This is a genomic window from Stenotrophomonas sp. pho (genome assembly GCF_006228405.1).
Lineage (GTDB): Bacteria > Pseudomonadota > Gammaproteobacteria > Xanthomonadales > Xanthomonadaceae > Stenotrophomonas > Stenotrophomonas sepilia.
The window spans coordinates 3,152,861-3,179,685 of the sequence record NZ_CP029759.1; the positions used below are offsets into that span (position 1 = coordinate 3,152,861).

The 26,825-nt window shown below is 65.8% G+C and carries 17 protein-coding genes and 3 pseudogenes; 12 read left to right on the top strand and 8 right to left on the bottom strand.

Going from position 1 to position 26,825, the window contains the following annotated elements:
• Positions 1-137: 137 nt before the first annotated feature.
• The 7 genes from DL544_RS14880 to DL544_RS14910 all read left to right on the top strand — a co-directional run bounded on the left by DL544_RS14880 (position 138) and on the right by DL544_RS14910 (position 13,761).
• Positions 138-2,945, top strand: a complete 2,808-nt coding sequence (locus DL544_RS14880) for a TonB-dependent receptor domain-containing protein (RefSeq protein WP_065179173.1) — start codon at positions 138-140, stop codon at positions 2,943-2,945.
• Positions 2,946-3,450: 505 nt separating this feature from the next.
• The gene (locus DL544_RS22065) at positions 3,451-3,795 is read left to right on the top strand and encodes a hypothetical protein (RefSeq protein WP_235642161.1); all 345 of its coding nucleotides are present in this window, start codon (positions 3,451-3,453) and stop codon (positions 3,793-3,795) included.
• A 186-nt stretch (positions 3,796-3,981) separates the two neighbouring features.
• Positions 3,982-6,966, top strand: coding sequence for a TonB-dependent receptor domain-containing protein (locus DL544_RS14890; RefSeq protein WP_139727434.1), 2,985 nt, complete (start codon positions 3,982-3,984; stop codon positions 6,964-6,966).
• A gap of 187 nt (positions 6,967-7,153) precedes the next feature.
• Positions 7,154-9,256, top strand: coding sequence for a M13 family metallopeptidase (locus DL544_RS14895; protein ID WP_111201700.1), 2,103 nt, complete (start codon positions 7,154-7,156; stop codon positions 9,254-9,256).
• A 220-nt stretch (positions 9,257-9,476) separates the two neighbouring features.
• A complete protein-coding gene (locus tag DL544_RS14900; protein ID WP_139727436.1) occupies positions 9,477-11,486 on the top strand; it encodes a M13 family metallopeptidase in 2,010 nt (669 codons plus the stop codon).
• A gap of 123 nt (positions 11,487-11,609) precedes the next feature.
• Positions 11,610-12,104, top strand: a complete 495-nt coding sequence (locus DL544_RS14905) for a VOC family protein (protein WP_139727437.1) — start codon at positions 11,610-11,612, stop codon at positions 12,102-12,104.
• A 73-nt stretch (positions 12,105-12,177) separates the two neighbouring features.
• Positions 12,178-13,761, top strand: coding sequence for a phytoene desaturase family protein (locus DL544_RS14910; protein WP_139727439.1), 1,584 nt, complete (start codon positions 12,178-12,180; stop codon positions 13,759-13,761).
• A gap of 90 nt (positions 13,762-13,851) precedes the next feature.
• Here the strand turns inward: DL544_RS14910 and DL544_RS14915 are convergent, their stop codons facing one another.
• From DL544_RS14915 to DL544_RS14945, 7 genes and pseudogenes are all read right to left on the bottom strand, one after another.
• Positions 13,852-14,526: a rhomboid family intramembrane serine protease gene (locus DL544_RS14915; protein ID WP_139727441.1), complete on the bottom strand. Its 675-nt coding sequence runs from the start codon at positions 14,524-14,526 to the stop codon at positions 13,852-13,854.
• Positions 14,527-14,619: 93 nt separating this feature from the next.
• On the bottom strand, positions 14,620-15,048 hold the full coding sequence (locus DL544_RS14920; protein ID WP_425604922.1) for an MGMT family protein: 429 nt from the start codon (positions 15,046-15,048) through the stop codon (positions 14,620-14,622).
• Positions 14,955-15,873, bottom strand: a pseudogene (locus DL544_RS14925) (DMT family transporter). Before DL544_RS14925 ends, DL544_RS14920 begins: the two are co-directional and overlap by 94 nt.
• Positions 15,874-16,032: 159 nt before the next feature.
• On the bottom strand, positions 16,033-17,391 hold the full coding sequence (gorA, locus tag DL544_RS14930; RefSeq protein WP_139727443.1) for a glutathione-disulfide reductase: 1,359 nt from the start codon (positions 17,389-17,391) through the stop codon (positions 16,033-16,035).
• Positions 17,388-17,549: pseudogene (locus DL544_RS14935) on the bottom strand (amino acid dehydrogenase); the annotation flags it as partial. The gene gorA and the pseudogene DL544_RS14935, both read right to left, overlap by 4 nt.
• A 26-nt stretch (positions 17,550-17,575) precedes the next feature.
• Complete coding sequence (locus DL544_RS14940) at positions 17,576-18,820, bottom strand: DUF418 domain-containing protein (protein WP_139727445.1); 1,245 nt, start codon at positions 18,818-18,820, stop codon at positions 17,576-17,578.
• 99 nt (positions 18,821-18,919) lie between these two features.
• Entirely contained in the window at positions 18,920-19,402 is a 483-nt protein-coding gene (locus DL544_RS14945) for an FKBP-type peptidyl-prolyl cis-trans isomerase (RefSeq protein ID WP_005418041.1), read from the bottom strand.
• A gap of 111 nt (positions 19,403-19,513) precedes the next feature.
• Between DL544_RS14945 and DL544_RS14950 the strand changes: the two genes are divergently transcribed.
• Entirely contained in the window at positions 19,514-20,053 is a 540-nt protein-coding gene (locus tag DL544_RS14950) for a C40 family peptidase (protein WP_005418044.1), read from the top strand.
• A 131-nt stretch (positions 20,054-20,184) separates the two neighbouring features.
• Positions 20,185-20,958, top strand: a complete 774-nt coding sequence (locus DL544_RS14955; protein ID WP_139727447.1) for a C40 family peptidase — start codon at positions 20,185-20,187, stop codon at positions 20,956-20,958.
• A 257-nt stretch (positions 20,959-21,215) separates the two neighbouring features.
• Here the strand turns inward: DL544_RS14955 and DL544_RS14960 are convergent, their stop codons facing one another.
• A complete protein-coding gene (locus DL544_RS14960; RefSeq protein WP_072168520.1) occupies positions 21,216-22,550 on the bottom strand; it encodes a dicarboxylate/amino acid:cation symporter in 1,335 nt (444 codons plus the stop codon).
• Positions 22,551-22,704: 154 nt separating this feature from the next.
• Between DL544_RS14960 and DL544_RS14965 the strand changes: the two genes are divergently transcribed.
• The 3 genes and pseudogenes from DL544_RS14965 to tilS all read left to right on the top strand — a co-directional run bounded on the left by DL544_RS14965 (position 22,705) and on the right by tilS (position 26,814).
• Positions 22,705-24,411, top strand: coding sequence for an alkaline phosphatase (locus DL544_RS14965; RefSeq protein ID WP_053497129.1), 1,707 nt, complete (start codon positions 22,705-22,707; stop codon positions 24,409-24,411).
• Positions 24,408-24,953 (top strand): WG repeat-containing protein, encoded by a 546-nt coding sequence (locus tag DL544_RS14970; RefSeq protein WP_139727449.1) that lies wholly within the window; start codon positions 24,408-24,410, stop codon positions 24,951-24,953. The genes DL544_RS14965 and DL544_RS14970 overlap by 4 nt, the downstream gene beginning before the upstream one ends.
• 575 nt (positions 24,954-25,528) lie before the next feature.
• Positions 25,529-26,814, top strand: a pseudogene (gene tilS, locus DL544_RS14975) (tRNA lysidine(34) synthetase TilS).
• The last annotated feature ends 11 nt before the right edge of the window (positions 26,815-26,825 follow it).

The window sequence follows — 26,825 nt, forward strand, 5'->3', positions numbered from 1 at the left end:
ACGGCGCATTGATGTGACAGGCCTGTGTTGACAGCGTTAACGACGTGTTACGGTCGACCTGAATGGAGTCACACTGAACGAATTGTTAATGCGCAGGGAATGCGCCGCCAAGACATTGCTCACTACGGGGATCCACCATGTCTCGCCAACGTTCCACGCTCTCGCGCCACCCTTTGACCCTCGCCCTGCTCGGCACCCTCCTGGCCTCCGGCACCGCCCTGGCCCAGGACGGCAATGCGCCGACCCAGCTTGATCGTGTGACCGTCACCGGGTCGCTGATTCCGCAGACCGAGATCGAGAACCACACGCCCGTCCTGACCGTCACCGCCGAGGATATCCAGACCCGCGGTTTCACCAGCGTCGCCGATGTCCTGCAGCAGTCCTCGCTGTCCACGGGCGGCCTGCAGGGTGGCCAGACCTCCGCATCCTTCACCCAGGGCGCCGAAGCGGCGGGCATGTTCGGCCTCAGCCCGGGCTATACCAAGTACCTGATCAACGGCCGCCCGATGCTCTCGTATCCGGCGCTGTACAACGGCGGCGATACCTTCAACAACATCAGCGGCATCCCGATCGACATCGTCGAGCGCATCGAGATCCTGCCGGGTGGCCAGTCGTCGCTGTACGGCTCGGACGCGATCGCCGGCGTGGTCAACATCATCCTCAAGGAGCGCATGGATGGCGGTGTGCTCAATGTGCGCGGCGGTGCCTACAGCGAAGGTGGCGGCAACAGCTTCCGCTTCAGCGGCGCACGCGGTTTCAACTCCAAGGATGACCGCTTCCATGCACTGGTCAACGTGCAGTACGAGAAGACCAGCCCGATCTGGGGTTACCAGCGCGACCTGACCAAGGTCAACAACCCCGACGGTTACAGCCCGCAGTACGTCTCCAACGATTTCCTGGTGCTGCTGCCGGCCGCCAACAACCGCTACGCGATGATGGACCCGAACCGGTGCGCCAACGTGGCGGGCCAGTTCGACGGCACCACCGTGCTCGGTACCCGTCCGACCGGCCAGGCCTGCGGCTCGGTCTACGGCACCGGTTACAAGACCATCAAGAACGGCAAGGAAAGCGGGCAGATCTACAGCTCGGCCACCTTCGACGTGAACGACAATTTCCAGCTGTTCGGCGACGCGCTGTACAGCCTGGAGGAGGTCAAGTACGCCACCGGTTCCGGCTACACCTGGTGGGGCACCTCCTCGGGCTGGGGCCGCTTCTACGACCAGGCCAGCGGCCAGTACATGAACCTGCAGCGCGTGTTCGCGCCGGAGGACATCGGCGGCGGCGGTTACCGCGACATCATGAACACCGACCGCAACAAGGCCTACCAGGTCACCCTTGGCGGCCGCGGCACCGCAGGCAACTGGGACTACAGCCTCAGCTTCACCCGTGGCGAGTACAAGCTGACCGAGCGCAATTTCGTGCGCTGGAACGATCCGATCAACGACTACTTCGAGCAGCGCGTGCTGGGCCCGGTGCTGGGTACCACCAGCACCGGCTACAACATCTACAGCCCGAACTGGGAAGCGTTCTACGCACCGCTGCCCGCTGGTGACTTCCAGAGCTTCACCGGCTACAGCTACAGCGAAAGCCGCACCTGGCAGAACCTGGCCCGCGCCCAGGTCACCAATGGCTCGCTGTTCAAGCTCCCGGGTGGCGATGCCGGCTTCGCCGTGGTTCTGGAAGGCGGCAGTGAAGGCTGGGATTACACGCCCGACCCGGGCCTGATGGACGGCAGCGTGTGGGGGACCACCGCCGTATCCGGTGCCGGCCATCGCAGCAACTACGCGGTGACCACCGAACTGCGCATGCCGCTGCTGGAAACGCTGACCGTCACCGGCTCCGGCCGCTATGACGCCTTCAAGATCGGCAGCAACACCGTGGACAAGGCCACCTACAGCGTCGGCATCGAGTTCCGCCCGATCGAAAGCCTGTTGTTCCGTGGCAAGTACGGTACGGCGTTCCGCGCACCGACCCTGTCCGATGCCTTCCAGGGCCGCAGTGGTTACTACGCCAACGGCTCCACCGACTACTATCGCTGCGGCCAGCTGGGCTACGACCCGGCCAACACCACCGGCTGCCCGTACGACAGCGTCTCGGTGTTCGGCACCCGCTCGGGCAACCCCGACCTGGAGCCGATCACCGCCGACGTCTGGAATGCAGGCGTCGTGTGGGCACCGATCAACAACCTGTCGCTGTCGGTCGACTACTACAACTGGAAGATCAAGAACGAGGTCGATACGCTCAGCTCCGACCAGCTGCTGCTGGCCGAGTACTACTGCCGCAACGGCCAGTCCAACAACACCTCGGCCAGCTGCCAGAACGTCGATGACTGGATCACCCGTGATGCATCGGGCGTGCTCGACGAGATCTACACGCCGAAGATGAACGTCGCGCGCCAGAACCTGGAAGCACTGACCGCCAGCTTCAAGTACGTGCAGGACATCGGTCGCTTCGGTTCGCTGCAGTTCTCGGCCAACTACACCGACATGCTCAAGCGCAAGCTGCAGCCGCAGCCGGGTGACGAGTTCCTGGACCTGCTGCACGACCCGTATGCGATGTGGGTGTATGACTCGTACGCCAAGGTACGCGCGGACGGCTCGATCGGCTGGGCCAAGGACAACTGGACCACCACCCTGTATGCCAACTACATCGGCAAGACGCCGAACTACATGGCTTACGTGGGCAACGGCTATGACTACGTCCACAGCTCCGGCTACAAGGCAGGCAAGTGGGGTTCCTACACCACCTACAACCTGAGCGTGAACTACCGCGCGATGGAAAACCTGACCCTGTCGCTGATGGTCAACAACGTGTTCAACAAGATGCCGGACAACCAGCGCTACAGCTTCGCCGGCACCAGCGGCCAGCCGTACAACAACTACCTGTACAACGCCTACGGGCGCGCGATCTACGTGCAGGCCAAGTACGCGTTCGGCGTGAAGTAATCCCGCAACCGCAGCAACGGAAAAGCCCCGCCATGGCGGGGCTTTTTCGTGTCCGGCCTGAGCGGATGGAAGAACAGGCCCTGGTGGAACAGGGCCTGCCCATTCCCGGCCCCAGCGGAGCTGGCACTTGGGCTCATCGAACGCATCCACGCGCTCCACGAACGGCACAAGCGCGTTTGCCGCCTGACCACTATTCTTCGGCATGTAGCCGTAGAAACCGAGTGCAACTTGGCCGAATCGGCCCATACCCCGGTTGTAGAAACTTGTCGATCTCGGCCGACTGCTACAACTGCAAGATCGAGAACGAAGTTGATGCAGCCAGCATAGACCCGCTGCTGCTGGCCGAGTACTGCTGCCGCAACGACTTGCCGAAGAGCTCCTCATCCACCCGTCAGAACGTGGCCGACTGGGTCGTACGCGATTCGGCCAGCAACCTGAGCTCGCTGTGCCCCCCCGAAGATGAGCCTGCCAGAACCTGCAGGCCCTTACCGTCGGCTTCACGTACTTGCAAGACATCGGCCGCTTCGGTTCGCTGCAGTTCTCGGACAACTACACCAACATGCTGAAGCATGAAGTGCAGGTGCAGCCGGGTGAGGACTTCCAGGACCTGCTGGGCAACCCGAAGTCGATTTGGAACTACGAAAGCTACGCAAAGGCAGTTCCGACACATCGACGGCCTAGTCGCCAGGCAAGGGGATCGCCACGCGGCAGGCCAATTACGGCAGCTTCCTCCGCCCCTCTGATGAACACCGCTCCTGGACGGATGATGAAACGCCTATTTGCGCAAAGTGGCCCATCTCACCACGTTCAGCTTCGCGTCATCAAGTTGTCGCCGGCAGATCACAATTGATATTAAACGATTGTATTTGTTGCACTTTCAGCCAACTCCGAAGTGCACCCAGGTACCATTTTGTGACATTTGTATGCATTTCTCGTTAAGGCCGTGTTAGGTTCCATGAACGACGCCCGTTATATGAACTTAGATGTAACGAACGGACGGAACAGCACGCTTCAATTCATTAGGGGACCCATAACGATGACGTACAACCGCCCACCTGGCCGTCACCCGCTCAGCAGCGCCCTGCTCGTCGGTCTGCTCGCCGTGGCCGCAGCACCTGCCTTCGCGCAGGAAGCCTCCTCCAACCCGATCGACCTCGATCGCGTCAGTGTGACCGGCTCGCGCATTGCGCGTACGGGCTTTGTGACCCCCTCGCCGGTCACGGCCATCACCGCCGAGGAGATTCGTGCCACCGGTGCGAACAACATCGGCGATCTGATGACGCGCCTGCCAGCACTGACACCGACCTACACGCTGGGCAACTCGACCCGCTTCATCGGCACCGCCGGCGTGGGTCTGATGGACCTGCGTGGCATGGGCACCTCGCGCACTCTCGTGCTGGTCAATGGCCGCCGCCACGTCGGCGCGACCTCGGGTTCCTCGGCCGTGGACGTCAACACCATCCCGGTGGAATGGATCGAGCGCGTGGAAGTGATCACCGGTGGTGCCTCGGCTGTGTACGGCGCCGACGCCGTGGCTGGCGTGGTCAACTTCATCATGAAGAAGTCCTTCGACGGCGCCGAAGTGCGCGGTCAGACCGGCATGGCCAGCGAAGGCGGCTTCAACCGCTCCTTCATCAGCGCCTCGGCCGGCACCGACTTCGCTGGTGGCCGCGGCAACGCCGCCGTCGCCCTTGAGTACAGCAAGCAGGACCGCTTCGTCCGCACCGACCGCGCCATCGGCAACGAGTTCCTGGTGTCGGTGCGCAACCCGAACTACGACAGCAGCAAGCCGTCCAGCGAAAGCAACCCGGAAACCGTGCTTGCAGGCCCGGGCGGCAACCACTCGATCTCCTTCGGCGGTACCTTCAACATTGGTACCTTCAACCCGAACAATCCGGCTACCTGGGGCAACCGCTATCAGTTCAACCCGGATGGCACCTTCCGCAAGCAGCGCTACGACGGCACCGTGGTCAGCGCAACCAGTTGCGTGAACTGTGATTTCGCCGACCTGAACTCGGTTGCCGACCTGCAGCCGAAGTTCGACCGCAAGAGCATCAACACGGTCGTCAACTTCGACCTGACCGACAACCACCGCCTGTACTTCGAGGGCAAGTACACCGAAACGGTGTCCGACTTCCTGGCACAGCCGTCGTTCGACCAGACCCTGCGCATCCAGCGCGATAACGCTTACGTGTCGCCGGAATTGCGTGCACTGATGACCAGCGCCGGCCTGAGCCAGCTAACCCTGAGCCGCTTCAACGTCGACGCCGGCCAGCGTGGTGAGCACGTGGAGCGCAACACCCAGCGCTTTGTGCTGGGCATGGAAGGCAACCTGACCGAGAACTGGACCTACGACGTTTACGGCAACTGGGGCCAGAGCGAAGTCAAGCGCTGGAACCTCAACAACCGTATCAACGAGCGTTGGCAGGCTGGCCTGGATACCGTGGTCAACCCGGCCACTGGCCAGATCGTCTGCCGCACCACGCTGAACCCGAACGCGACCAACCCCAACAACGGCAACCGCGTGTACTCGCAGTTCGCCCGCGAAGGCTGCGTGCCGTTCTCGGTGTTCGGCAACGGCGCGGTGACCCAAGCTGCACGTGACTGGATGAACGTCAATTCGTTCAACTACTCGCGCCTGCAGCAGTCGGTGTTCAGCGCATCGCTGGCCAACGGCTCGCTCTTCAGCCTGCCGGCCGGTGACGTCGGCGTGGCTGGTGGCGTTGAATACCGCCGCGAAAAGAGCCGCGAAATCACCGATCCGCTGGCCGCGCAGGGCCTGACCTTCCTCAACGCCATTCCCAACCGCATGGGCAAGTACGACGTGCGCGAGGCCTTCGTTGAAACCACCGTGCCGCTGCTGGCCGACATCCCGGGCATCTACAACCTGACCCTGGACGCCGCAGGCCGCTGGTCGGACTACAGCAGCATCGGCAAGACCACCACCTGGAAGGTGGGCCTGGACTGGACCATCATCCCGTCGCTGCGTGCCCGCGGCACCCTGTCGCAGGCGGTGCGCGCACCGAGCATCGGTGAGCTGTACAACCCGCAGAGCGAAAACTTCGCCACGGTCAACGACCCCTGCAACTACCTGGCCACCAACCCGAACCGCCCGAACACCGCGGCGGACCCGGCACTGCGCCAGGCCAACTGCTCGGCGCTGGGCGTGCCGGTCGGCTGGGTCGACACCTACACTGCCACCCGCCCGGGCGTCAGCGGCGGCAATCCGGACCTGAAGCCGGAACGCGCACGCAGCTTCACCTATGGCCTGGTCTGGCAGCCTGATTTCCTGCAGGGCTTCGGCATGTCCGTCGACTACTGGTGGATCAGCCTGAAGGACGCCATTGGTGCGGTGACCGCGCAGACCAATGCAACCCGTTGCGTGGATTCGCCGGGGGGGATCAACAACAGCTTCTGCGGCTTCATCGAACGCGCACCGGTGGGCGGCAAGACCGATGCTGGCGGCCGCACCTTCCCGGAATACTCGATCAGCCGCTGGGTTGCGCTGAACGAAAACCTCGCCCGCTCGCGTCGCGTCGGCGTCGATCTGGAAATGGACTACCGCTTCAAGCTGGCCGAGGGTGACACCGTCATCCGCCTGGTGGGCACCCGTCTGCTGCAGTCGCGCGAGTGGGCCTTCCAGGCCTTCCCGAACGAGTACGACGAGAACGTCACCTGGGTGACCGATCCGCGCTGGCGTGGCCAGCTGCAGACCAAGTACTCGCTGGGCCAGTGGCGCGCGTCGTGGGACATGACCTACGTCGGCCCGAACCTGCGTGTGCAGCCGAAGAGCTACCAGGCCAACCCGGGACAGACCAGCCCGATCCGCAACGGCTCGTACACGTACCACAACTTCCAGTTCGGCTACCGCTTCCCGGGTGACAAGATCGACGTCTACCTGGGCATCGACAATGCCTTCGACAAGGATCCGCCGGTGAACTACTTCGGCTCCGACGTCGGTTCGGCGATGTACGACAACATCGGCCGTTACATGTACATGGGCGCCACCTACAAGTTCTGATCCATCCAGAACCGCAACACCCGACAGACCCGGCTTTTGCCGGGTCTGCCTTTTCCGGGCCCGGCAAAAGCCCTTGCGCCCGACCATGACCTTCGACACCCTTGCAGGTCTGGCCGGCGGCGTATCGTTCGGCCCACGGTCGCACCTGCGGCCACTCCCTGACTCACTCGGCCCGGAGGCCATTCAAGTGACCCGTACTCCCAAGATCGTGCTGCTGACCCTGGCCGTTTCGGCCGCGCTGGTCGGCTGCGGCAAGACTGAAACCCCGGCCAAGGACGCCGCCGCCTCCGCCCCGGCCACCGCCGAAGCCACCACCTATAAGCTGGACGAGAGCAAGCTGCCGGCCTACAACGCCTTCCAGCCGAGCGACCTGGACACCACCAAGGACGCCTGCACCGCCTTTGGCGACTACGTCAACAGCAAGTGGCTGGCCGCCAATGAAATCCCGGGCGACCGCACCAGCTGGGGCGCGTTCACCATCCTCGACGAGCGCTCGGTGGCCGTGCAGCACCAGCTGGCCGAACAGGTCGCGCAGGTCAAGAACCCGAACCACATCGAGAAGATCGTCGGCGACCTGTGGGCGACCGGCATGGACGAAGCGAAGATCAACGCGCAGGGCATCGAGCCGCTGAAGGCCGACCTGGCGGCGATCGACGGCCTGCAGGACAAGGCGGCGATCGCCAACTACCTGCGCACCAGCGCCGCCAAGGGTGACAACGTCCTGTTCGGCTTCGGCGCCGAAGCGGACTTCAAGAACTCGACCATGAACATGGCCTACGCCAGCCAGGGCGGCCTGGGCCTGCCGGATACCACCTATTACACCGATGCCAAGAACGCCGACAAGCTGAAGGCCTACCAGGCACACGTCGCCAAGGTGCTGGAGCTGTCCGGCGTCGCCGCGGCCGACGCGGCCAAGCAGGCCGAGGACGTGGTCAAGTTCGAAACCCGCCTGGCCAAGGCCTCCAAGTCGCGCGTCGAGCTGTCGCGCAACGTCGAGCTGTACTACAACCCGGTCACCCTGGCCGACGCCGACAAGCTGACCCCGAACTTCAGCTGGACCGAGTTCTTCAAGTCGCAGGGCGTGGCCGCGCCGGAGAAGTTCTCGCTGGCCATGCCGGCGTTCCATGAGGAAGTGAGCAAGGCGCTGGGCGATACCGATCCGTCGGTGTGGCGCGCCTACCTGCGCTTCCACACCGTGGACAGTGCCTCGCCGTACCTGGCTGACGCCTTCGTGCAGGAGAACTACGAGTTCTACGGCAAGACCCTCAACGGCCAGAAGGAACAGAAGCCGCGCTGGAAGCGCGTGCTGGGCACCATCGAGAATGATGCCGGTGAAGCCTTCGGCCAGCTGTACGTGAAGGTTGCCTTCTCGCCGGAAGCCAAGGCGAAGATGGAAGAACTGGTGAAGAACCTGGCCGCCGCGCTGAAGGACCGCATCCAGGGCCTGAGCTGGATGAGCGAGGAAACCAAGGCCAAGGCCATCGCCAAGTGGGAGACCTTCACCCCGAAGATCGGTTACCCGGACAAGTGGCGCGACTGGTCGGGCCTGCAGACCCAGCGCGACAGCTTCCTCGGCAACGTGCGCGCGGCCAACGAGTTCAACTACAAGTTCAACCTGTCCAAGATCGGCAAGCCGGTGGACAAGACCGAGTGGGGCATGACCCCGCAGACCGTCAACGCCTACTACAACCCGCTGCAGAACGAGATCGTGTTCCCGGCCGCCATCCTGCAGCCGCCGTTCTTCGATCCGAAGGCCGACGACGCGCTGAACTACGGCGGCATCGGTGCGGTGATCGGCCATGAAATGACCCACGGTTACGACGACCAGGGTGCACGCTTCGGGCCGACCGGCAACATGGAAGACTGGTGGACCCCGGCCGACAAGAAGAACTTCGAAGGCCTCACCGGCAAGCTGGTCAAGCAGTTCGACCAGTACAAGGTCGACGGCCAGGCGGTGAACGGCCACCTGACCCTGGGCGAGAACATCGCCGACCTGGGTGGCCTGGCCACCGCCTACGACGCCCTGCAGAAGGCCTCCGCCGGCAAGGAAGATGCGAAGGTCGATGGCTTCACCCGAGACCAGCGCTTCTTCTTCAACTGGGCCACCGTGTGGCGCACCAAGTACACCCCGGAAAACGCCAAGGTCCGCCTGGCCACCGACCCGCACGCCCCGGCGCAGTTCCGTGCCATGGGTGCGCCGTCGAACCTGCCGACCTTCGCCGCCGCGTTCCAGTGCAAGGCCGGTTCGCCGATGGCCCGCACCGGCGAGCAGCAGGTGGTGATCTGGTAAGTCCTGGCTGACGCTATTGCAGACCTGCAAAGGCCCGGGAATTCCCGGGCCTTTGTTTTCCGGGTGTCTTTCATCCACGCATGGCGTGGATCTACTGATCCCGGCGCTCCCCGGTAGCTGCCGACCTTGGTCGGCGAATGCACCGCGACGCGTGCATCCCGCGCCCATGCCTGGCTTGCTATAGTGCGCGCGCCCTCAATCCATCACGGATTCGTTCCACATGCCCAACTTCCGTCCGCTTGCCATCGCCCTGGGCATCAGCCTGGCGACCCTGGTCCCGACCCAAGATGCGTTTGCCGCCGCCAAGAAGAAGGCCGCACGCGCCCCGGCCGTCAGCGCCCAGTGCAGCGACTTCTACGACGCCACCAATGCAGGCTGGCTGAAGGCCAACCCGGTGCCGCAGACCGGCGCCGTCACCGCGCTGGGACAGCTGGTTGACCGCAGCCGCCAGCAGCAGCGTGAACTGCTCGACGCCGCGATGAAGTCGCCGCAGGGCAATGTGCAGAAGCTGCTGGGCGACTTCTGGGCCAGTGGCCTGGACGAAGCCGCCGTGGAAGCAGACGGCTCCAATCCGATTGCGCCGCTGCTGACCCGCATCAACGCCATCAAGAAGGCCAAGGATGTGCCGGCCTCGATCGCCGCGCTGCACCAGGTGGGCATCCCGGTCGCCTTCAACTTCGGCCCTGACGTCGACCTGAAGGCACTGGACCGCCACATCGGTTACTTCATGCAGGGTGGCATGGGCCTGCCGGATCCGGCGTTCTATACCCGCACCGACGCCGATACCGTGGCGCTGATGGGCCGCTACCGCAACTACGTCAAGCAGATCCTGGCGCTGACCGGCACCCCGGCGGCCAAGCTGGATGCCGAATCGCAGGCGGTGATCGCGCTGGAGACCGAGCTGGCGCGCAACGCGCAGTCGCTGGCCGGCATCAACAACCCGTTCAACAACTACGCGCCGATCTCCACCAAGGAGCTCAACAGCCGCTACCGCAACCTGCAGCTGGACGCGTTCCTGAAGGCACAGGGCGTGGATGACGATCTGGTCTCGCTGGCCGATCCGGGCCTGTTCAAGCAGCTCGATGGCATGGTCACCAAGCTCAAGCCGGACCAGTGGAAAGCCTACCTGCGCTGGCGCGTGGGCGATTCGATGGCGCCGTACCTGTCCAAGGCCTACCGCGACGCCGAGTTCGAATTCCGCGGCCGTGTGCTGCGTGGCCAGACCCTGCCGCCGCAGCGCTGGGAATCCGTGCTGGATGCAATCAATGTGGCCGCCGGCCCGATGGTCGGCCGCGAGTACGCCGCCCGCTACCTGTCGGCCGAAGATCGTCGCCAGGCCGCATGGATCGTCGACAAGGTGCGCGAAGTACAGATCGAGGCGGTAAAGAACAGCAGCTGGATGAGTGCCGAAGCCAAGACCGAAGCGCAGGCCAAGCTGGCTGCGCTGAAGATCGAGATCGGCACTCCACTGCGCGACCTGGACTACAGCGTGCAGCCGATGGGGCGCGGCTCGTTTGGTGGCAACATGCTGATTGCATCGACCTGGCGCCACCGCGAGGAAATGAAGCGCATCGGCAAGGGCAATGCCGACCGCCGCTGGGACGTGCTGCCGCAGCAGCCGTCGCTGGCCTACGACCTGGCGCAGAACCGCCTGATCGTCACCGCCGCGATCCTGCAGGGCCCGGTGTTCAACGCCAAGGCCGACGCCGCCGACAAGTTCGGCAGCTTCGGTGGCCTGGTCGGCCATGAGCTGACCCGTGCGATCGATGCCAAGGGCGCGCTGGTCGATGCCAAGGGTGAGCTGCGCAGCTGGTGGACCCCGGCCGACAAGACCGCCTGGACCCTGCTCGGCAATCGCGTGGCCGCGCAGTACAGCGCCTACGACTTCCCGGGCGTAAAGGGTGCCAAGGTCAACGGCACGCTCACCCAGGAAGAAAACCTGGCCGACATCGCCGGCCTGGAACTGGCATGGGCGGCGTATGCCGCGCAGGAGCCCAAGGCCAAGCAGGCACAGCAGCAGGGCTTCTTCCGCGCCTGGTCGACGCTGTGGGCACAGCAGCTGTCGCCGAACGAGGCCGCACGCCGCCTGACCGCCGACATCCGCGCACCGGGCCTGTGGCGCAGCAACGGCACGCTGGCCAACCTGCCGGCGTTCGGTGCCACCTTCAGTTGCAAGGCCGGGCAGCCGATGCAGCGCAGCGAAGCCGACCAGATCAAGGTCTGGCGCTGAGCCCGCGGCCGCACTGTTAGTACAAAGGGCGCCTTCGGGCGCTCTTTTTTTGCGGGTGCAGCACGATCCCGGGTTAACACTGCGCGTGCTATCGCTGCGGCTTCGTCCAACGTGGAGCCGGACATGGCACACAAGAACACGATCTGTATCTGGTACGACAACGGCGCGCTCGAGGCCGCCACCTTCTATGCCAACACCTTTCCCGACAGCGCGGTGACCGCTGTCCACCACGCCCCGGGCGACTACCCGGACGGCAGGGAGGGCAACATACTGACCGTCGAATTCACGGTCTGCGGCATCCCCTGCGTCGGCCTCAACGGCGGCACCGCGTTCAAGCACAGCGAAGCCTTCTCCTTCCAGATCCAGACCGAGGACCAGGCCGAGACTGACCGCTTGTGGGACGCCATCGTCAGCAACGGCGGGCAGGAGAGCCAGTGCGGTTGGTGCAGGGACCGATGGGGCGTTTCCTGGCAGATCAGCCCACGCATGCTGATCGAAGCGGTGACCAGCCAGGACAAGGCACTGGCCAAGCGCGCCTTCAACGCGATGATGCCGATGAAGAAGATCGACATCGCCACCATCGAAGCGGCAATCAAAAAAGGGGACGGAGGGGATTAAGTCGTTTCTTCCCCCCTGTGCGCAGATGCGGATTGCGACTTAATTCCCTCCGTCCCCTTTTTCCGAGGTGCTGATGTCCTGGGATGCGATCATCATCGGTGGCGGCCACAACGGCCTGGTCTGCGCGGCCTATCTCGCACGCGCTGGCAAGAAGGTGCTGGTGCTGGAACGTCGTGGCGTTCTCGGCGGCGCGGCAGTCACCGAGGAATTCCACCCCGGGTTCCGCAACTCGGTGGCGTCCTACACGGTGTCATTGCTGCAGCCGAAGGTGATCGACGACCTGCGGCTGCATGCGCATGGGCTGCGCATCGTCAATCGCCCGGCCAACAACTTCCTGCCATTGCCGGACGGCCGCTACCTGCTGTCCGCACCGGGCCGCACCCAGGCCGAGGTCGCGAAGTTCTCCGAGCTGGATGCGCAGCGGCTACCCGAATACGAAGCGCGCCTGGAGATCTTCGCCGATGTGCTGCGCGCGTGGGCCCTGCGCACGCCACCGGATGCCGGCGTTGCGGGTGGTTGGCGCGCGTTGCCTGCGCTGTGGCAGATGGGTCGTCTTGGTCGTGAACTGGCCACGCTGGATGCCTCGCTGCGGCAGGAGCTGCTGGACCTGTTCACGCTGTCGGCAGCCGAGTATCTGGATCGCTGGTTCGAAAGCGAACCGATCAAGGCGCTGTTCGGCTTCGATGGCATCGTCGGCAACTACGCAAGCCCCTATACACCGGGCAGTGCCTACGTACTGCTGCACCACGTGTTCGGCCAGTGCAATGGCATGAAAGGTGCGTGGGGCCATGCGATCGGTGGCATGGGCGCGATCAGCCAGGCCATCGCCACTGCCGCGCGGGAGGCCGGGGCTGAGCTGCGCGTGGATGCCGGTGTGCAACGCCTGCTGATCGAGCAGGGTCGTGTCGTGGGCGTGGCGCTGGCCAACGGCGAAATCCTGCGCGCACGCGCGATGATCGCCAACGTCAATCCAAAGCTGCTGTACGAGCAGATGCTGGCACCGGAGCAGGTACCGGACGCAACGCGCGAACGCATGGCGAACTGGCGCTGCGGTTCGGGCACGTTCCGGATGAATGTCGCGCTGTCGCAGCTGCCGGACTTCCGCGCTCTGCCCGGTCCCGGCGATCACCTCAGCGCCGGGATCATCATGGCCCCCAGCCTGGATTACATGGACCGTGCCTGGCTGGATGCGCGTCGCAATGGCTGGTCACGCGAACCGATCGTGGAAATGCTCATTCCCAGCACGCTGGACGATTCGCTGGCGCCGCCCGGGCAGCATGTGGCCAGCCTGTTCTGCCAGCACGTGGCGCCCGTGCTGCCCGGTGGGCGTCACTGGGATGATCATCGTGAAACGGTGGCCGATCTGATGATCGCCACCGTTGAACGATATGCGCCGGGTTTCGCTGGCAGCGTACTGGGCCGCCAGGTGCTGTCACCGCTGGATCTGGAGCGCACCTTCGGCTTGATCGGCGGCGACATCTTTCACGGAGCGCTCAGTGCCAACCAGTTGTTCTCGGCACGGCCGATGGTTGGCCAGGCTGGCTATCGTGGTGCCCTGCCCGGCCTGTATCTGTGCGGGTCGGGAGCACATCCCGGGGGCGGCGTGACCGGCGCGCCAGGTCACAATGCGGCGCAGGTGGTGTTGCAGGATCTCTGAAGGCGTGCCACCCAAGGTTGGCACCTACCCGCGTGGGAGAAGGCGTGCCGACCAACGGTCGGCACCTACAGCGTCAAATGATCCTTCGGATCATTTGACGCTGCGCAGATGGTTCGGGCGCTTCGGTGGGCCGGGCGGTCGGCGCTTGTTGAACGGCGGCTGCCCTCGCCAGTAACGGATCAGCAACCAGCCGAACAGCATGCCGCCGAGGTGCGCGAAGTGGGCCACGCCCGGCTGCAAGCCGGTCATGCCCAGCACTAGTTCGCCCACGCCGAACAGGATCACGAAGGTACGCGCCTTCATCGGGATCGGCGGGAACAGCAGCATCACCCGCTGGTTCGGGAACAGCATGCCGTAGGCCAGCAGCAGGCCGAACACGCCGCCAGAGGCCCCCAGCACCGTGGCCGGGTTCTCCAGCAGCGTACCCACCAGCAGCTGGCAGACACCGGCACCGGCCACGCAGACCAGGTAATACAGCAGGAAGCGCTTTTCGCCCCAGGTCTGCTCCAGCGGCGCGCCGAACATGAAGACCGCCAGCATGTTGAAGAACAGATGCATGAAGTTGCCATGCAGGAAACCGTAAGTCAGCAGCTGCCAGGGCTGGAAGTTGCCGCCCGGCGAGAACGCATCGAAGCCTTGCTGCAGCGGTTGCAGCATGAACGGCTCGAAGGTCTGCATGCCGAGCAGGAACGGCTGCTGCAGCAGGAACAGGATCGCGTTGGCGATCAGCAGGGCCTTGGTGACGGTTGGCAGACGCGGGAACATGGGAGCACCGGCATGGAACGGCCTCCATCATAGCCGCAGCACCGCGCCTTGTTGGCGACCGGCAGGTCCGGCCTGTTCAGTCGCCAGCGATGCTCAGCCCGGGCCCCAAACGGCAGCATCCAGCGCAACCGCCGGATCGGTCGTGGGCATCCGCACCCGGCCGTTCTCAACCACCACGCCCTCGGCACGCAGCCGCTGCGACTGCTCGCGCCAGCCCGCCGACCCTTCTTCCATGGCGATGCGCCCATCCGAGCGCAGCACGCGGTGCCAGGGCAGGTCCGGGTCGTCGTTCTGGCCCAGGATGCGCGCGGTCAGGCGCGCACGCCCGGGCAGGCCCGCGCGCATCGCCACCTGGCCGTAGCCCATCACCTGCCCCGCCGGGATCGCGCGGATCACCGCCAGGATGCGCGCACGCGCCTGCTCCGGCGTCAGCGCCGCAGGCGGGTCACCAGCAGAACGCCGATCAGCACCAGCACGGTGCCGGCGATCTGTGCCGGCCCCATCGGTTCGTCGAGCAGCCATAGGCTCATCACGATGGTGGAAACAGGGCCCAGCATACCGACCTGCGCGGCCAGCGACGAACCCACGCGCTGCACCGCCAGCATGATCGCCAGCACCGGCAGCACCGTGCACACGGTGGCATTGACCAGCGACAGCCACTGCACCGGCGCCGGTGCCTGCCACAGCAGTGGCAGCGGATGGGTCACCGCGAAGTGCAGCAGCACCAGCACGCTGGCCACGCAGCTGGCGTAGGCGGTCAGCCGCACCGCGCCGATGCGTGCCACCACCTGCCCGCTGCCGAACAGGTACAGCGCGTAGCTGAGCGCACTGCCCAGCACCAGCAGGCTGCCGACGATGATCTGCCCACCTTCGCGCTGCAGATCGTGGCCAAAGGCCAGCAGCACGCCCAGATAGCTCAGCACCAGCGCGCCGATCTGCCAGCGGCCCGGCCGCTGCCGTGCCAGCAGCACGTTGATCAGCAGCACCAGGGTCGGGTTCAAGTACAGGATCAGCCGTTCCAGCGTCACGCTGATGTACTGCAGGCCCTGGAAATCGAGCAGGCTGGACAGGTAATAGCCGGTGAAGCCCAGCCACAGCACGCGGGCGCGGTCGGCCCAGGACAGCGGTGTGGCCCGGCGCGCGGCCCACAAGGCCATCAACGCGAACAAGGGCAGCGCCATCAGCATGCGCAGGGCGAGCAGCGTGGTGGCATCCACGCCGTGGCGCAGGCCGAGCTTGACGATGATGGCCTTGCCGGAAGCAGCAATGGCGCCGATCGCAGCCAGGCCGATACCCCCAGCGCGATGCGGGGGAAGCCGTAGCGATGCGGGAAGCGGGCGTGGACATCAGGACGACGGCGGGCCGCGCAGAGCGGCCCGGTAAGGCGTGGGGGCGCCCATTGTCGCACGGGCGCCCCCGGTGCCCTGTAGAGCCGAGCCTGCGCTCGGCTTCGCCAAGCCTGGGCGAAAAGCAGCCGAGCGTGGGCTCGGCTCTACAACTGCGGGCTCAGCGCATCAGCACCACTTCCTCGGCCGAGGTCGGGTGGATCGCCACGGTGTCGTCGAACTGGGCCTTGGTCGCGCCCATCTTCACCGCCACCGCGAAGCCCTGCAGGATCTCGTCGGCCGCTTCGCCCAGCAGGTGGATACCCACCACGCGCTCCTCCGGGCCCGCGCAGACCATCTTGAACAGGCTGCGCTGGGTGCCGTTGGCCAGCGCCTGCAGCATCGGGCGGAAACGGCTGTGGTAAACGCTCACCTGGTCAAAACGCGCGCGCGCTTCCTCTTCGCTCATGCCCACTGCACCCAGCGGCGGATGCGAGAACACCACGCTGGCCACGTTCTCGTAATCCATCTTCGATTGCGGACGTCCACCGAACAGGCGGTCCATCAGCCGCCGTGAAGCGGCCACCGCCACCGGCGTCAGGCCGACCTTGCCAGCGATGTCGCCCACCGCGTGCACGCTCGGCACAGAGGTGGTCTGCCATTCGTCCACCTGCACCTGCTGGTGCTCGCCAATGCCGATGCCGAGCGCTTCCAGGCCCAGATCACGGCTGTTGCCGCGGCGGCCGGTGGCAAAGAACACCGCATCGAACACGCTGTCGATCGGGCCGTCATGGCCGAACGCACGCACGCGCTCGCCATCGCGCTGCAGTTCGCGCAGGCGATAGTCGAAGTGGATCCGCACGCCCTGCTGCTTCAGGTTCTCGGCCAGCTGGTCGGTCAGCTCGTAGTCGAAGCGCTCCAGCAACCGCTGGCCGCGCACCAGCAGGCTCACCTTGCTGCCCAGTGCCTGCAGCAACCCGGCCAGTTCCACCGCGATGTAGCCGCCACCAATGATCGCCACCTCGGCCGGTGCCGCACGCAGATCGAAGAAATCATCGGAAACCAGGCCCAGTTCCGCGCCGGGAATATCCGGACGCAGCGGATGCGCGCCGGTGGCGATCAGGATGTGCTCGGCGCTGTAATGCACGCCGTCACTGCAGGCCACGGTATGCGCATCGAGCAGACGGCCGCGCGCAGGGATGCGCACCACACCGGTTTCATCCAGGCGCTTGTGGTAGCTGGTGTGGATGTTGGTGATGTAGGCCTGGCGATGGATCACCAGCTCCTTCCACGACAGCGCCGGGCGTGCCTCGACATCGAAGCCCATCGCATTGGCCAGGCCGATGCGCTCGTGCAGATCGGCCGCCAGCCACATCGCCTTCTTAGGCACGCAGCCAACATTGACACAGGTACCGCCCAGTTCGCCCGGTTCCAGCATCGCCACGCGCTTGCCATGCTGCGCTGCACGGATGGCACCGGCCAGGCCGGCGGAACCGCCGCCAAGGACGATCAGGTCGTAATCATAAGGTGCAGTGCTCATCGGAATCGCTCGGGTCGGTAAGGGGCAGGATCGATCGCTGGCGTGCGGCCGCAGACGAGATCGGCGATCAGCTGGCCGGTGCCGGCGCTCATGCTGATGCTGAGCATGCCACGCCCCGCTGCAAGCCAGACGTGAGGACGCGCGAGCGCGCGGCCGATCGGCACAGCGCATGCGCGCCCATCGCTCACCCCTGCTTCGTCCTGCGCCGCATCGGTGGCCACTGCCGATAGGTCATGGCACGCCATATCCACTCGATCGGGCCGAAGCGGAAATGGCGCAGCCACCGGTGCGAGAAGATCACCTGCGCGGCAAACAGCAGCAGCGCCAACAACAGCTGCACGCTGCGCGGCGTCATCTCGAACCTGCCCAGGCCATAGTGGTAGAAGGTCCAGGTACACAGCAGCGACTGGCCAAGATAGTGGGTCAGCGCCATGCGCCCGACCGGTGCCAGCCAGGCCAACCGCGCACGCCAATGCACGATCCACGCGAGGTAACCCAGGCACATCGGCAGGCCACCGATCGTCACCAGCGCCATCGCCGCCGTCACCGGCAGGCCGTAGGCACCCGGCGCCAGGTAGGGCTTCCAGGCAACACCCAGCAGCGTGACCACAAGGCCCAGCGGCAGTGCCCCCCAACGCAGCACCGCGTACAGCCGCGGAAAGCGCTCCGGCGTCGCCAACGCGCCGCTGCCGGCGAACCAGCTGCCGATCAGGAACATGCCCAGCACTTCCGGGCCGGTGATCAGCAGCGCGCCCATCGAGGTGCCGAACTCGCTCAGGCGCTGCACAGTGGCCTGCGCCCAGCTGCCCTGCCCGTACACCTGCCGCTGCAGGTCGATGCTCTGCTGCGCCTCGGCAAGCATGCCCCGCACCTCTTCGGCCGAAGCCATCGACACCATCGCGCCCACCAGCAGCATCAGCGCAACGCCGCCCAGATAGACGGTCACGCCCATCCACGGCAGCCAGCTGCGCGGCGCCTCCCGGCAGGCCAGCAACGGCAACGAGACCAACGCGTACATCACCAGGATGTCGCCGGACCAGACCAGCAGCGCGTGGCACAGGCCGATCAGCAGCAAGCCAGCGCTGCGGCGCAGGTAGAACGGGGTGAAGTCGCGCCCGGCGGCCTCAGCGCGCTGCGCCATCACCGCGAAGCCGGCGCCGAACAGCAGCGAGAACAGGGTGAAGAACTTGCCCTGCACGAACACGTACACAAAGGCATCGGCCCAGTAGTCGATGCCCTGCCAATGCACGTCGATGCCGGTGAAGGCCAGGTCCAGCGGTCCGCTGAAGGCCTCGATGTTCATCAGCAGGATGCCCAGCAGCGCGGCACCGCGCAGCACGTCCAGCACGGCGATGCGTTCGCCGGAAGCGACCGGCTGCAGGGAAGGAGAAGCGGCGTTCACGGGGCGTCCGTCAGGCAGGTCCGCCATTATGCCGCCGGCCCGTACGCCATGGATGGCCGCGCCGTGTTCCAGAAACGCAACGGCCCGCCGAAGCGGGCCGCTGCATCCATCACGATCGCGCTGCGATCAGTGCTGGTGACCACCGTCGCCGTGGACGTGGCCGTGGTCGATCTCTTCCTTGCCGGCTTCGCGCACGTCGACGATCTCGACGTCGAAGTGCAGGTCCTTGCCGGCCATCGGGTGGTTCAGGTCGACGTCGACGACGCTCATGCCGACCTTCTGCACGGTCACCGCACGCGGGCCGAAGTTGGTCTGCAGCACGACCTGCTGGCCCGGGGCCAGCTTGGTGTTGCCGAAGTGCTTCTTCGGCACGCGCTGGGACAGACCTTCACGACGCTCGCCGTAGGCATCGGCCGCCTTGACGTCGACGTTGAAGGTCGCGCCGGCTTCCTTGTCCATCATGGCGTTTTCCAGGCCCGGGATGATGTTGCCGTGGCCGATCAGGATCGCCAGCGGCTCGCCGCGGTCCTTGGACGACTCGATCGGCTCCTGGCCGACTTCGGAAACGGTGTAGTGGAAGCGGACAACGCGGTCTTTTTCGATCTTCATGCGCAACTCTGTCTGGATCTGCCGGAGGCAGGCGGGTTGGGGCGGGTTGTCGCCCGGCGGGGACGCCGCCATCATGACGGCCAATCCAAGGTGGCGCATTATCCGGAGATCATGCACATCACGCCAGTTTCGTCCGGCCCTCGCCGGTTTCTCGCCCCGGCCCTGCTGCTGGCCCTGCCCGTGTTGATGACCGCCTGTGGCGGCGGCAAGGCCACCCGCCCGGCGCCGCCCCCGCCGACGGCGAACTGGCCGAAGACCGTGCCGGACAACCCCGAGGCCGCCAACTCGGTGCTGATGCGGGCCATCAGCCTGGTCGGCACGCCCTACCGCTATGGCGGCAACACCCCGGATTCGGGCTTCGACTGCAGCGGCCTGGTCGCCTATGTCTATCGCGAAATGCTGGACCTGCGACTGCCGCGCACCTCGCGCGACCTGGCCGCGGTACAGGGCCCGAAGATCGATCCGCAGCGCCTGGCCACCGGCGATCTGGTGTTCTTTGGCAGCCGAGGCAGCGTCACCCATGTCGGCATCTATGTAGGTGAGGGGCGTTTCGTGCACGCGCCGAGTACCGGCGGGACGGTACGCCTCGACTCGCTTAGCGGCCCCTACTGGAAAGACCACTACACAGGGGCGAAACGCGTCCTTCGCTAAAATGAACAGGCGATATGTTCAAAACTGTGACGGAAATCACTACCGCAATAACGTTTTACTAACGGAATTTTTAACTTATCGGCGCTTTTACAGGGCATGATGCCCCATCGTTTTTTTCCTGTGACCGACGCGTGACGACTGACGACCTGAAAAGCGAAGGCCAGACTTCCGTATCTTCACGCAGTGCCCGCCCGTTGTTGCTTGGCCTGGCACTGTGCCTGACCAGCCTTCCGGTCTGGTCGCAGACTGCTCCGAACCGTTCCGATGTGCCCCCGGCCCCGGTGGCCGAGAGCGCCGCCCGACCGGCCGCCAAGGCCGAGGCTGCCGCTCCGCAGCGCAGCCGCGTCGATGCCGCCGCCAGCGCCACGCTGGCCGCCCTGCTGCCGCACCTGGCCGCCAACGACACCATTCCGCTGATGGACCGCTCGGCCGTGGTGGCCGGCGACCTCAGCCGCCTGCTCGCCAACTACGACACCAGCAGCGCCGCCAATGGCAGCGTTGTCGGTACCGCCGCCGACAACGGCAAGGTGCAGTCGCTGCTGCGCCGCGCGATGACCCTGCTGGGCACCCCGTACCGTTGGGGTGGCAGCAACCCGGACAGCGGTTTCGACTGCAGCGGCCTGGTCGGTTATGTGTTCCGTTCGGCCCTGGGCATCGAGCTGCCGCGCGTCTCGCGCGAGATGGCCCACGATGACAACGCCGAACTGATCAACGACCGCACCGCGCTGGCTGCCGGTGACCTGGTGTTCTTCGGCCGCAAGGGCCGCGTCGACCATGTCGGCATCTATGTCGGCGACGGCCGCTTCCTGCACGCACCGAGCTCCGGCAAGGACGTCCGCGTGGACACCCTGCTCAGTGGCTACTGGGGCAACAAGTTCATGCAGGCCCGCCGGGTCGACCTCTGACCCGCTGGCGCTACGGCGCCGCCTGAAAGACAAAAAGCCGCTGCCCCGCAGCGGCTTTTTTGTTTGCGCCCCCAGTAGGTGCCGACCTTGGTCGGCATCGCGCCGCCTGCCCTGGTGGGTGCCGACCGTTGGTCGGCACTGCCTCCATCCACGCATGGCGTGGATCTACCAGGACCCGCCTTGGCCGCCACCGCGCCAACCAGCTCCCAAACAAAAGGCCCGCCGGGTCAGGGCGGGCCTTTCATCTCCACGCAACCTCAGCTGCGTGGCGGGGTCGGGTCAGGATCGTCCACGCCCACATTGCTGGACGGATTGTCATACACCGCCTGGTCGAGCAACCCGGTCTCCTTGGCCACGAGCACCGGTACCAGCATCTGGCCGGTCACATTCGTCATCGTGCGCATCATGTCCAGGATGCGGTCGATGGCATACAGGTAGCCGATGGTCTCCAGCGGCAGATTGGCTGCGCTCAGCACCACCGTGGCCATGATCACCGCAGTACCCGGCACGCCGGCGGTGCCGAAGCTGCCCAGCACCGAGGCGATCAGCACCACCACGTACTGCTCCGGGGTCAGCGGCACGCCGCTGTACTGCGAAATGAACACCGCGCACAGCGCCGGATAGATCGCGCCGCAGCCGTCCATCTTGATGCTGGCGCCCAGCGGCACCGCGAACGAACCGTAGTCCTTGTTCACGCCCAGGTTGTGGGTGATCGAACGCAGCGCCACCGGCATCGCAGCGAAGCTGGACGAGCTGACGAACGCAACCTGCATGCCCGGTGCGGCGCCACGGAAGAACTTCAGCGGGTTCAGGCCGTGCGCCAGCAGCAGCGCGCTGTAGACCACCACGATGTGCAGCGCACAGGCCACGTACAACGCCAGCACGAAATGGCCCAGCGGCAGCAGCTTCTCGAACCCATAGCTGCCGACCAGGCCTGCGATCAGGCCGAAGGTGCCGATCGGGGTGACTTCCAGTACGAAGCGGGTCACCTGGATCATGATGTCGCTCATCTGGCCAACCAGCTTGCGCGCCTCGGTCACCTTCTCGCCCAGCTTGACGATGGCAAAGCCCACCAGGCCGGCGAAGAAGATCACCGGCAGGATCGAGCCGCGACCCGCAGCCAGCACGGTCTCACCGGCCGCGTTGACCTTGGTGCCGATGCCGGACAGTGCATAGAAGACATTGGCAGGCACCACGTCCAGCAGCACCTGCACCACGCTGGGCACTTCGCGCGGCACGTAGTTGCTGGCCATCGACAACTGCAGGCCACCCGCGCCGGGCTGCAGCACCGTACCCACGGCCAGGCCGACACACACTGCCAGCGCAGCGGTAATCACGAACCACAGGAAGGTGCGCCCACTGAGCGCGGCCACGGACTTCTGCCCGTGCAGCGACGAGATCGCGTTGATGACCGCGAAGAACACCAGCGGCACGGCGATCATCTTGATCAGGGTGACGTACAGCTCACCGAGCGGGCCAAACCACGTTTCCGCGGCCGGGCCGAGCGCCCAGCCGGCCAGCGCGCCGAGCACGAAGCCACCGACCACGCGCTGCCAGAACGGAATCCGCAGCCAGGCAGAGACCAGCGTCATAGGCAATCCAGAGGGGAAGGAAGGGATGCTGGCACGATAGCCCAAGGCAGCCCGCAGAACGACCGCCCGGCCGGCAAATCAGTGTGTCATCGGCGTGCCTTGCTGGGGCGGGCATAATGAATGTCCCGTTACAGTTTGTGAGATCCCAGCGTCCATGCGTCGTTCCGTCTCCCTGTTGGCCGCCTGCGCCACCACCCTTCTGCTGGGCGCCTGCGCCAGCTCCGCCCCCGCGTCCGCCCCGGCCGGCCTGAAGGTCGCCGTCGATCCCGTCGCCCATCCGGCCGGCGAGACCCCGCAGTGGTGGTACCGCAGCGGGGCCGCCCAGGCTGCGGCCAATGGTGCGATGTCCGGCAAGGCCAAGAACGTCATCCTGTTCCTCGGTGACGGCATGAGCCTGACCACTGTGGCCGCCTCGCGCATCTACGAGGGCCAGCGCAAGGGCGGCTCCGGCGAGGAGAACCTGCTGTCCTGGGAACGCTTCCCGGCCACGGCGTTCAGCAAGACCTACAACACCGATTCGCAGACGCCTGATTCGGCCGGCACCATGACCGCCATCACCACCGGCGTGAAGACCCACATGGGCGCGATCGGCGTCAGTGCCGGAAGCCGCACCGACTGTGCCGACAGCCTGTCCAAGGGCCTGCTGACCTGGCTGCAGCTGGCCGACAGCGCCGGCCTGGCCACCGGCGTGGTCTCCACCGCACGCCTGACCCATGCCACCCCGGCTGCCACCTACGCGCACTCGCCCGAGCGCAACTGGGAAAACGACACCGACCTGACTGAAGCGGCCAAGGCGGCCGGCTGCAAGGACATCGCCCAGCAACTGCTGTCGACCTCGCGCTATGGGCGCGGCCCGCTTGTCGCCCTTGGTGGCGGCCGTGGTGAGTTCACCACCGTGGAAGAGCGCGACCCGGAATACGACGACAAGGTCGGCCAGCGCCTGGACGGCCGCAGCCTGGTCCAGGAATGGCAGCAGGCGCATCCGCAGGGTGCCTATGTCTGGAACAGCAAGCAGCTGGCCGCGGCCGCCAATGCGCCGGCCATCCTTGGCCTGTTCGAACCGGACCACATGCGCTACGAGTACGAGCGCCCGCAGGATCCGGGCGGTGAGCCGAGCCTGGCCGAACTGACCGCAGCGGCGATCAAGAACCTTTCAAGGCACCCGGAAGGCTACGTACTGATGATCGAAGGCGCGCGCATCGACCACGCCAACCACAGCGGCAATGCCTACCGTGCACTGACCGAGACCGTGGCGCTGTCCGATGCGGTGCGCGTGGCCAACGAGCTGACCTCGGCCGACGACACCCTGATCATCGTCACCGCCGACCACTCGCACACGCTGAACTTCGTCGGCTACCCGGCACGCGGCAACCCGATCCTGGGCAAGGTGAAGGACAAGGGCGGTGAAGACGGCGCCGGCAAGCTGGACTACGCCCTGGACGGTACCGGCCAGCCGTACACCACGCTGAGCTACGCCAACGGCCCAGGCCACACCGGCAGCAGCAACCAGCAGCCGGCCGGGCCGAAGCGCTACCCGCACAACCCAAGCAGCTTCGAACCGGCCAACGGTCGCCCGAACCTGCGCGAGGTCGACACCGAGCATCCGGACTACATGCAGGAAGCGCTGGTGCCGATGAAGTCCGAATCGCATGGTGGTGAGGACGTCGGCATCTGGGCACGTGGCCCGGGCAGCAAGGCGATCCGCGGCACGCTGGAACAGAACGCGATCTACCACATGATCGTGCAGGCCACCCCAGCCCTGCGCGAGCGCCTGTGCCAGGCCGGCACCTGCGATGACAAGGGCGTCCCTGTGCAGTTGCCGGCACCGACGGCCTTCGAACGCAAGGCCGAGGCCAAGTGATCGCGCGGCAGGCCCGCCCTGCCCCTGCCAGCGGCCGCTTTGCGCGGTCGCTGGCAATGCTTGGCGTGCTGGTCAGTGCCAATGCACAGGCACAGGCACCGGCATGCAAGCTGCTGACCGACGAACACGGGTTGTGGCCGCTCCCCAACTGCGAGGTGGTCGATCACCGGCTGAAGATCAGCGCCGATACGCTGAAGGACCTGAACTACGACGACCACGGCCTGGCCGTGGTGTATGCCGACCAGGGCTTCCACTACGTCGACCGCACGGGCCACAGCCTGCCGGTGCTTACCTGGGACAACGGCCCGGAAACGCCGCAGGAAGGCCTGCTGCGCGGCCGCGTCGGCAATCGCGTGAGCTACTTCGATCTGGAATTCCGCCAGGTGGTGCCGGGCACCTTCGATTTCGCCTGGCCGTTCCAGGATGGCGTGGCCGAGGTCTGCAACGGGTGCCGGCGTGGCATGCCGAATGCCGATGGCCACACGCCGATGGAAGGCGGAGAGCGGTTCCGCATCGACCGCGCGGGCCGCCGGGTGAAGTAGGGTTTCGGCAGGGCTGCGCCCTGCACCTGCCGAAGCCGAAGCCGAAGCCCAAGCCCAAGCCGAAGCCAAATCAAGATCAAAAGCGGCTCTGGTTTTCTGTGAGTTGGGCGGGGCGGTGTGGCTGGTCAGGACACGCCGTAAACCCGTCCTTGGGGGCTCGATGGCGCCATCCATGGCGCCAACGGTCCTGCCCACCCACACCGCCCCACCCCCGACAGATTTCCGGTGACGGTTGGACCGTCCACGCCATGCATGGATCAGATCTGTCAGATATCGAATTGAATCCGGGGGTCAGATCCGTTTTCCTGCGGAAAACGGATCTGACCCCATGAGCAATCCGACAGTTCGCAGGAAACTGTCGAAGGCGGGGTGGGTCCGGTTGCGGGGGCGTGAGCCGCATGGATGCGGCGACCGAGCTTACATGGACGTACTTGCAGCGTCCCCGCAACCGGACCCACCCCGCCATCCCTCAGCAGACCAGCTGTTGCTGTTGCTGTTGCTGTTGCTGTTGCTCTGGCTCGTAGCAGGTGCAGGGCGCAGCCCTGCCAAGCAAACCCCACCCTATACTTGCCGCCGTGACTGCCTTCCCTGCCCTCGTTCCGCTGGATGCGCCGCTGCTGGTGGGTTACAGCGGCGGTGTCGACTCGACCGTGCTGCTGCACTGGCTGTGGCGCTGCGCACAGGCCTCCGGCACGGCGCTGCGTGCGATGCACGTACACCATGGCCTGCAGGCCGATGCGGACGCCTGGGTGCTGCATTGCCAGCAGCAATGCGCGGCACTGGGCATTGAACTGGCCGTGCATCACGTGCAGGTCGACAAGCGCGCGGGCCTCGGCCTTGAAGGCGCGGCGCGGCAGGCACGACGTGCAGCGTTCGCCGCCGAACTGCGCGACGGCGAAACACTGGCACTGGCGCAGCACCAGGACGACCAGGCCGAGACCTTCCTGCTGCGGGCCCTGCGCGGATCCGGCGTCGATGGCCTTGCCGCGATGTCCGCACACAGCCGCCTTGGCGAACAGCCTCTATGGCGGCCGCTGCTGGCGGTGCCACGCAGCGCACTGCTCGACTACGCGCGGCAGCACGCGCTGCGCTGGATCGAAGACCCCAGCAATGGCCACGACCACGCCGATCGCAACTTCCTGCGCCTGCAGGTGCTGCCGTTGCTGCGCCAGCGCTGGCCGCATGCGGCTGCGGCATTGGCGGGCAGCGCGATGCACTGCGGGCAGACCCGTGCTCTGCTGGACGAGGAAGACGCCGAGCTGATCGCGCACCTGGAAGTGGCACCACGCGTGCTGTCGCTGCAGTTGCTGCGTCAGGTGTCACCGGGACGCGCCGCGCGCGTGCTGCGCGCCTGGGTGATCGGCCATGGTGCCGCCCCACTGCCGGCCACGGTACTGCAGCAGGGTCTGCACGAACTGCTGCCGGCCAGCAACGATCGCCAGGCGCGGCTGCGCTGGCACGAGCATGCCATCCAGCAATGGCGCGATCACGCCTATCTGCTGCCCGCGCAGCTGCCATCGCTGCCCTGCGGATGGCAGGCCGAATGGGATGGGCGTGCCCCCTGCCGCTGCCCGATGGTGGCCAATTGCGCCTGCAGGGCGCCGTGGCCTTCGAACGCCCGCTTCAGGTCCGTGCACGCGTGGGTGGCGAGCGCATCGTGCTGCCCGGCCGCCCGCATTCGCATGCGCTGAAGGACTGCCTGCAACGCGAGCACTTGGCCCCCTGGCGGCGGGCCCAGCTGCCGCTGATCTTCGATGGGCCCCAGCTGCTTGCCGCCGCCGACGTGGTCATCGCAGCTCCCCTGCAGGCCTGGTTGCAGGCCCACGACGCGCAGCTGCAGTGGCGTCCCGGCGGCTGGTGAATTGACCCCGC

Excerpts from the sequence above, each read along its gene's own strand:
- DL544_RS14910 (WP_139727439.1), top strand. The coding sequence starts at position 12,178 with ATGTCCTGGGATGCGATCATCATCGGTGGCGGCCACAACGGCCTGGTC.
- gorA (WP_139727443.1), bottom strand. The coding sequence starts at position 17,391 with ATGAGCACTGCACCTTATGATTACGACCTGATCGTCCTTGGCGGCGGT.
- DL544_RS14905 (WP_139727437.1), top strand. The coding sequence starts at position 11,610 with ATGGCACACAAGAACACGATCTGTATCTGGTACGACAACGGCGCGCTC.
- DL544_RS14960 (WP_072168520.1), bottom strand. The coding sequence starts at position 22,550 with ATGACGCTGGTCTCTGCCTGGCTGCGGATTCCGTTCTGGCAGCGCGTG.
- DL544_RS14915 (WP_139727441.1), bottom strand. The coding sequence starts at position 14,526 with ATGTTCCCGCGTCTGCCAACCGTCACCAAGGCCCTGCTGATCGCCAAC.
- DL544_RS14950 (WP_005418044.1), top strand. The coding sequence starts at position 19,514 with ATGCACATCACGCCAGTTTCGTCCGGCCCTCGCCGGTTTCTCGCCCCG.
- DL544_RS14900 (WP_139727436.1), top strand. The coding sequence starts at position 9,477 with ATGCCCAACTTCCGTCCGCTTGCCATCGCCCTGGGCATCAGCCTGGCG.
- DL544_RS14940 (WP_139727445.1), bottom strand. The coding sequence starts at position 18,820 with ATGGCGGACCTGCCTGACGGACGCCCCGTGAACGCCGCTTCTCCTTCC.
- DL544_RS14880 (WP_065179173.1), top strand. The coding sequence starts at position 138 with ATGTCTCGCCAACGTTCCACGCTCTCGCGCCACCCTTTGACCCTCGCC.
- DL544_RS14890 (WP_139727434.1), top strand. The coding sequence starts at position 3,982 with ATGACGTACAACCGCCCACCTGGCCGTCACCCGCTCAGCAGCGCCCTG.
- DL544_RS14945 (WP_005418041.1), bottom strand. The coding sequence starts at position 19,402 with ATGAAGATCGAAAAAGACCGCGTTGTCCGCTTCCACTACACCGTTTCC.
- DL544_RS14965 (WP_053497129.1), top strand. The coding sequence starts at position 22,705 with ATGCGTCGTTCCGTCTCCCTGTTGGCCGCCTGCGCCACCACCCTTCTG.
- DL544_RS14920 (WP_425604922.1), bottom strand. The coding sequence starts at position 15,048 with ATGGCTGCTCGACGAACCGATGGGGCCGGCACAGATCGCCGGCACCGT.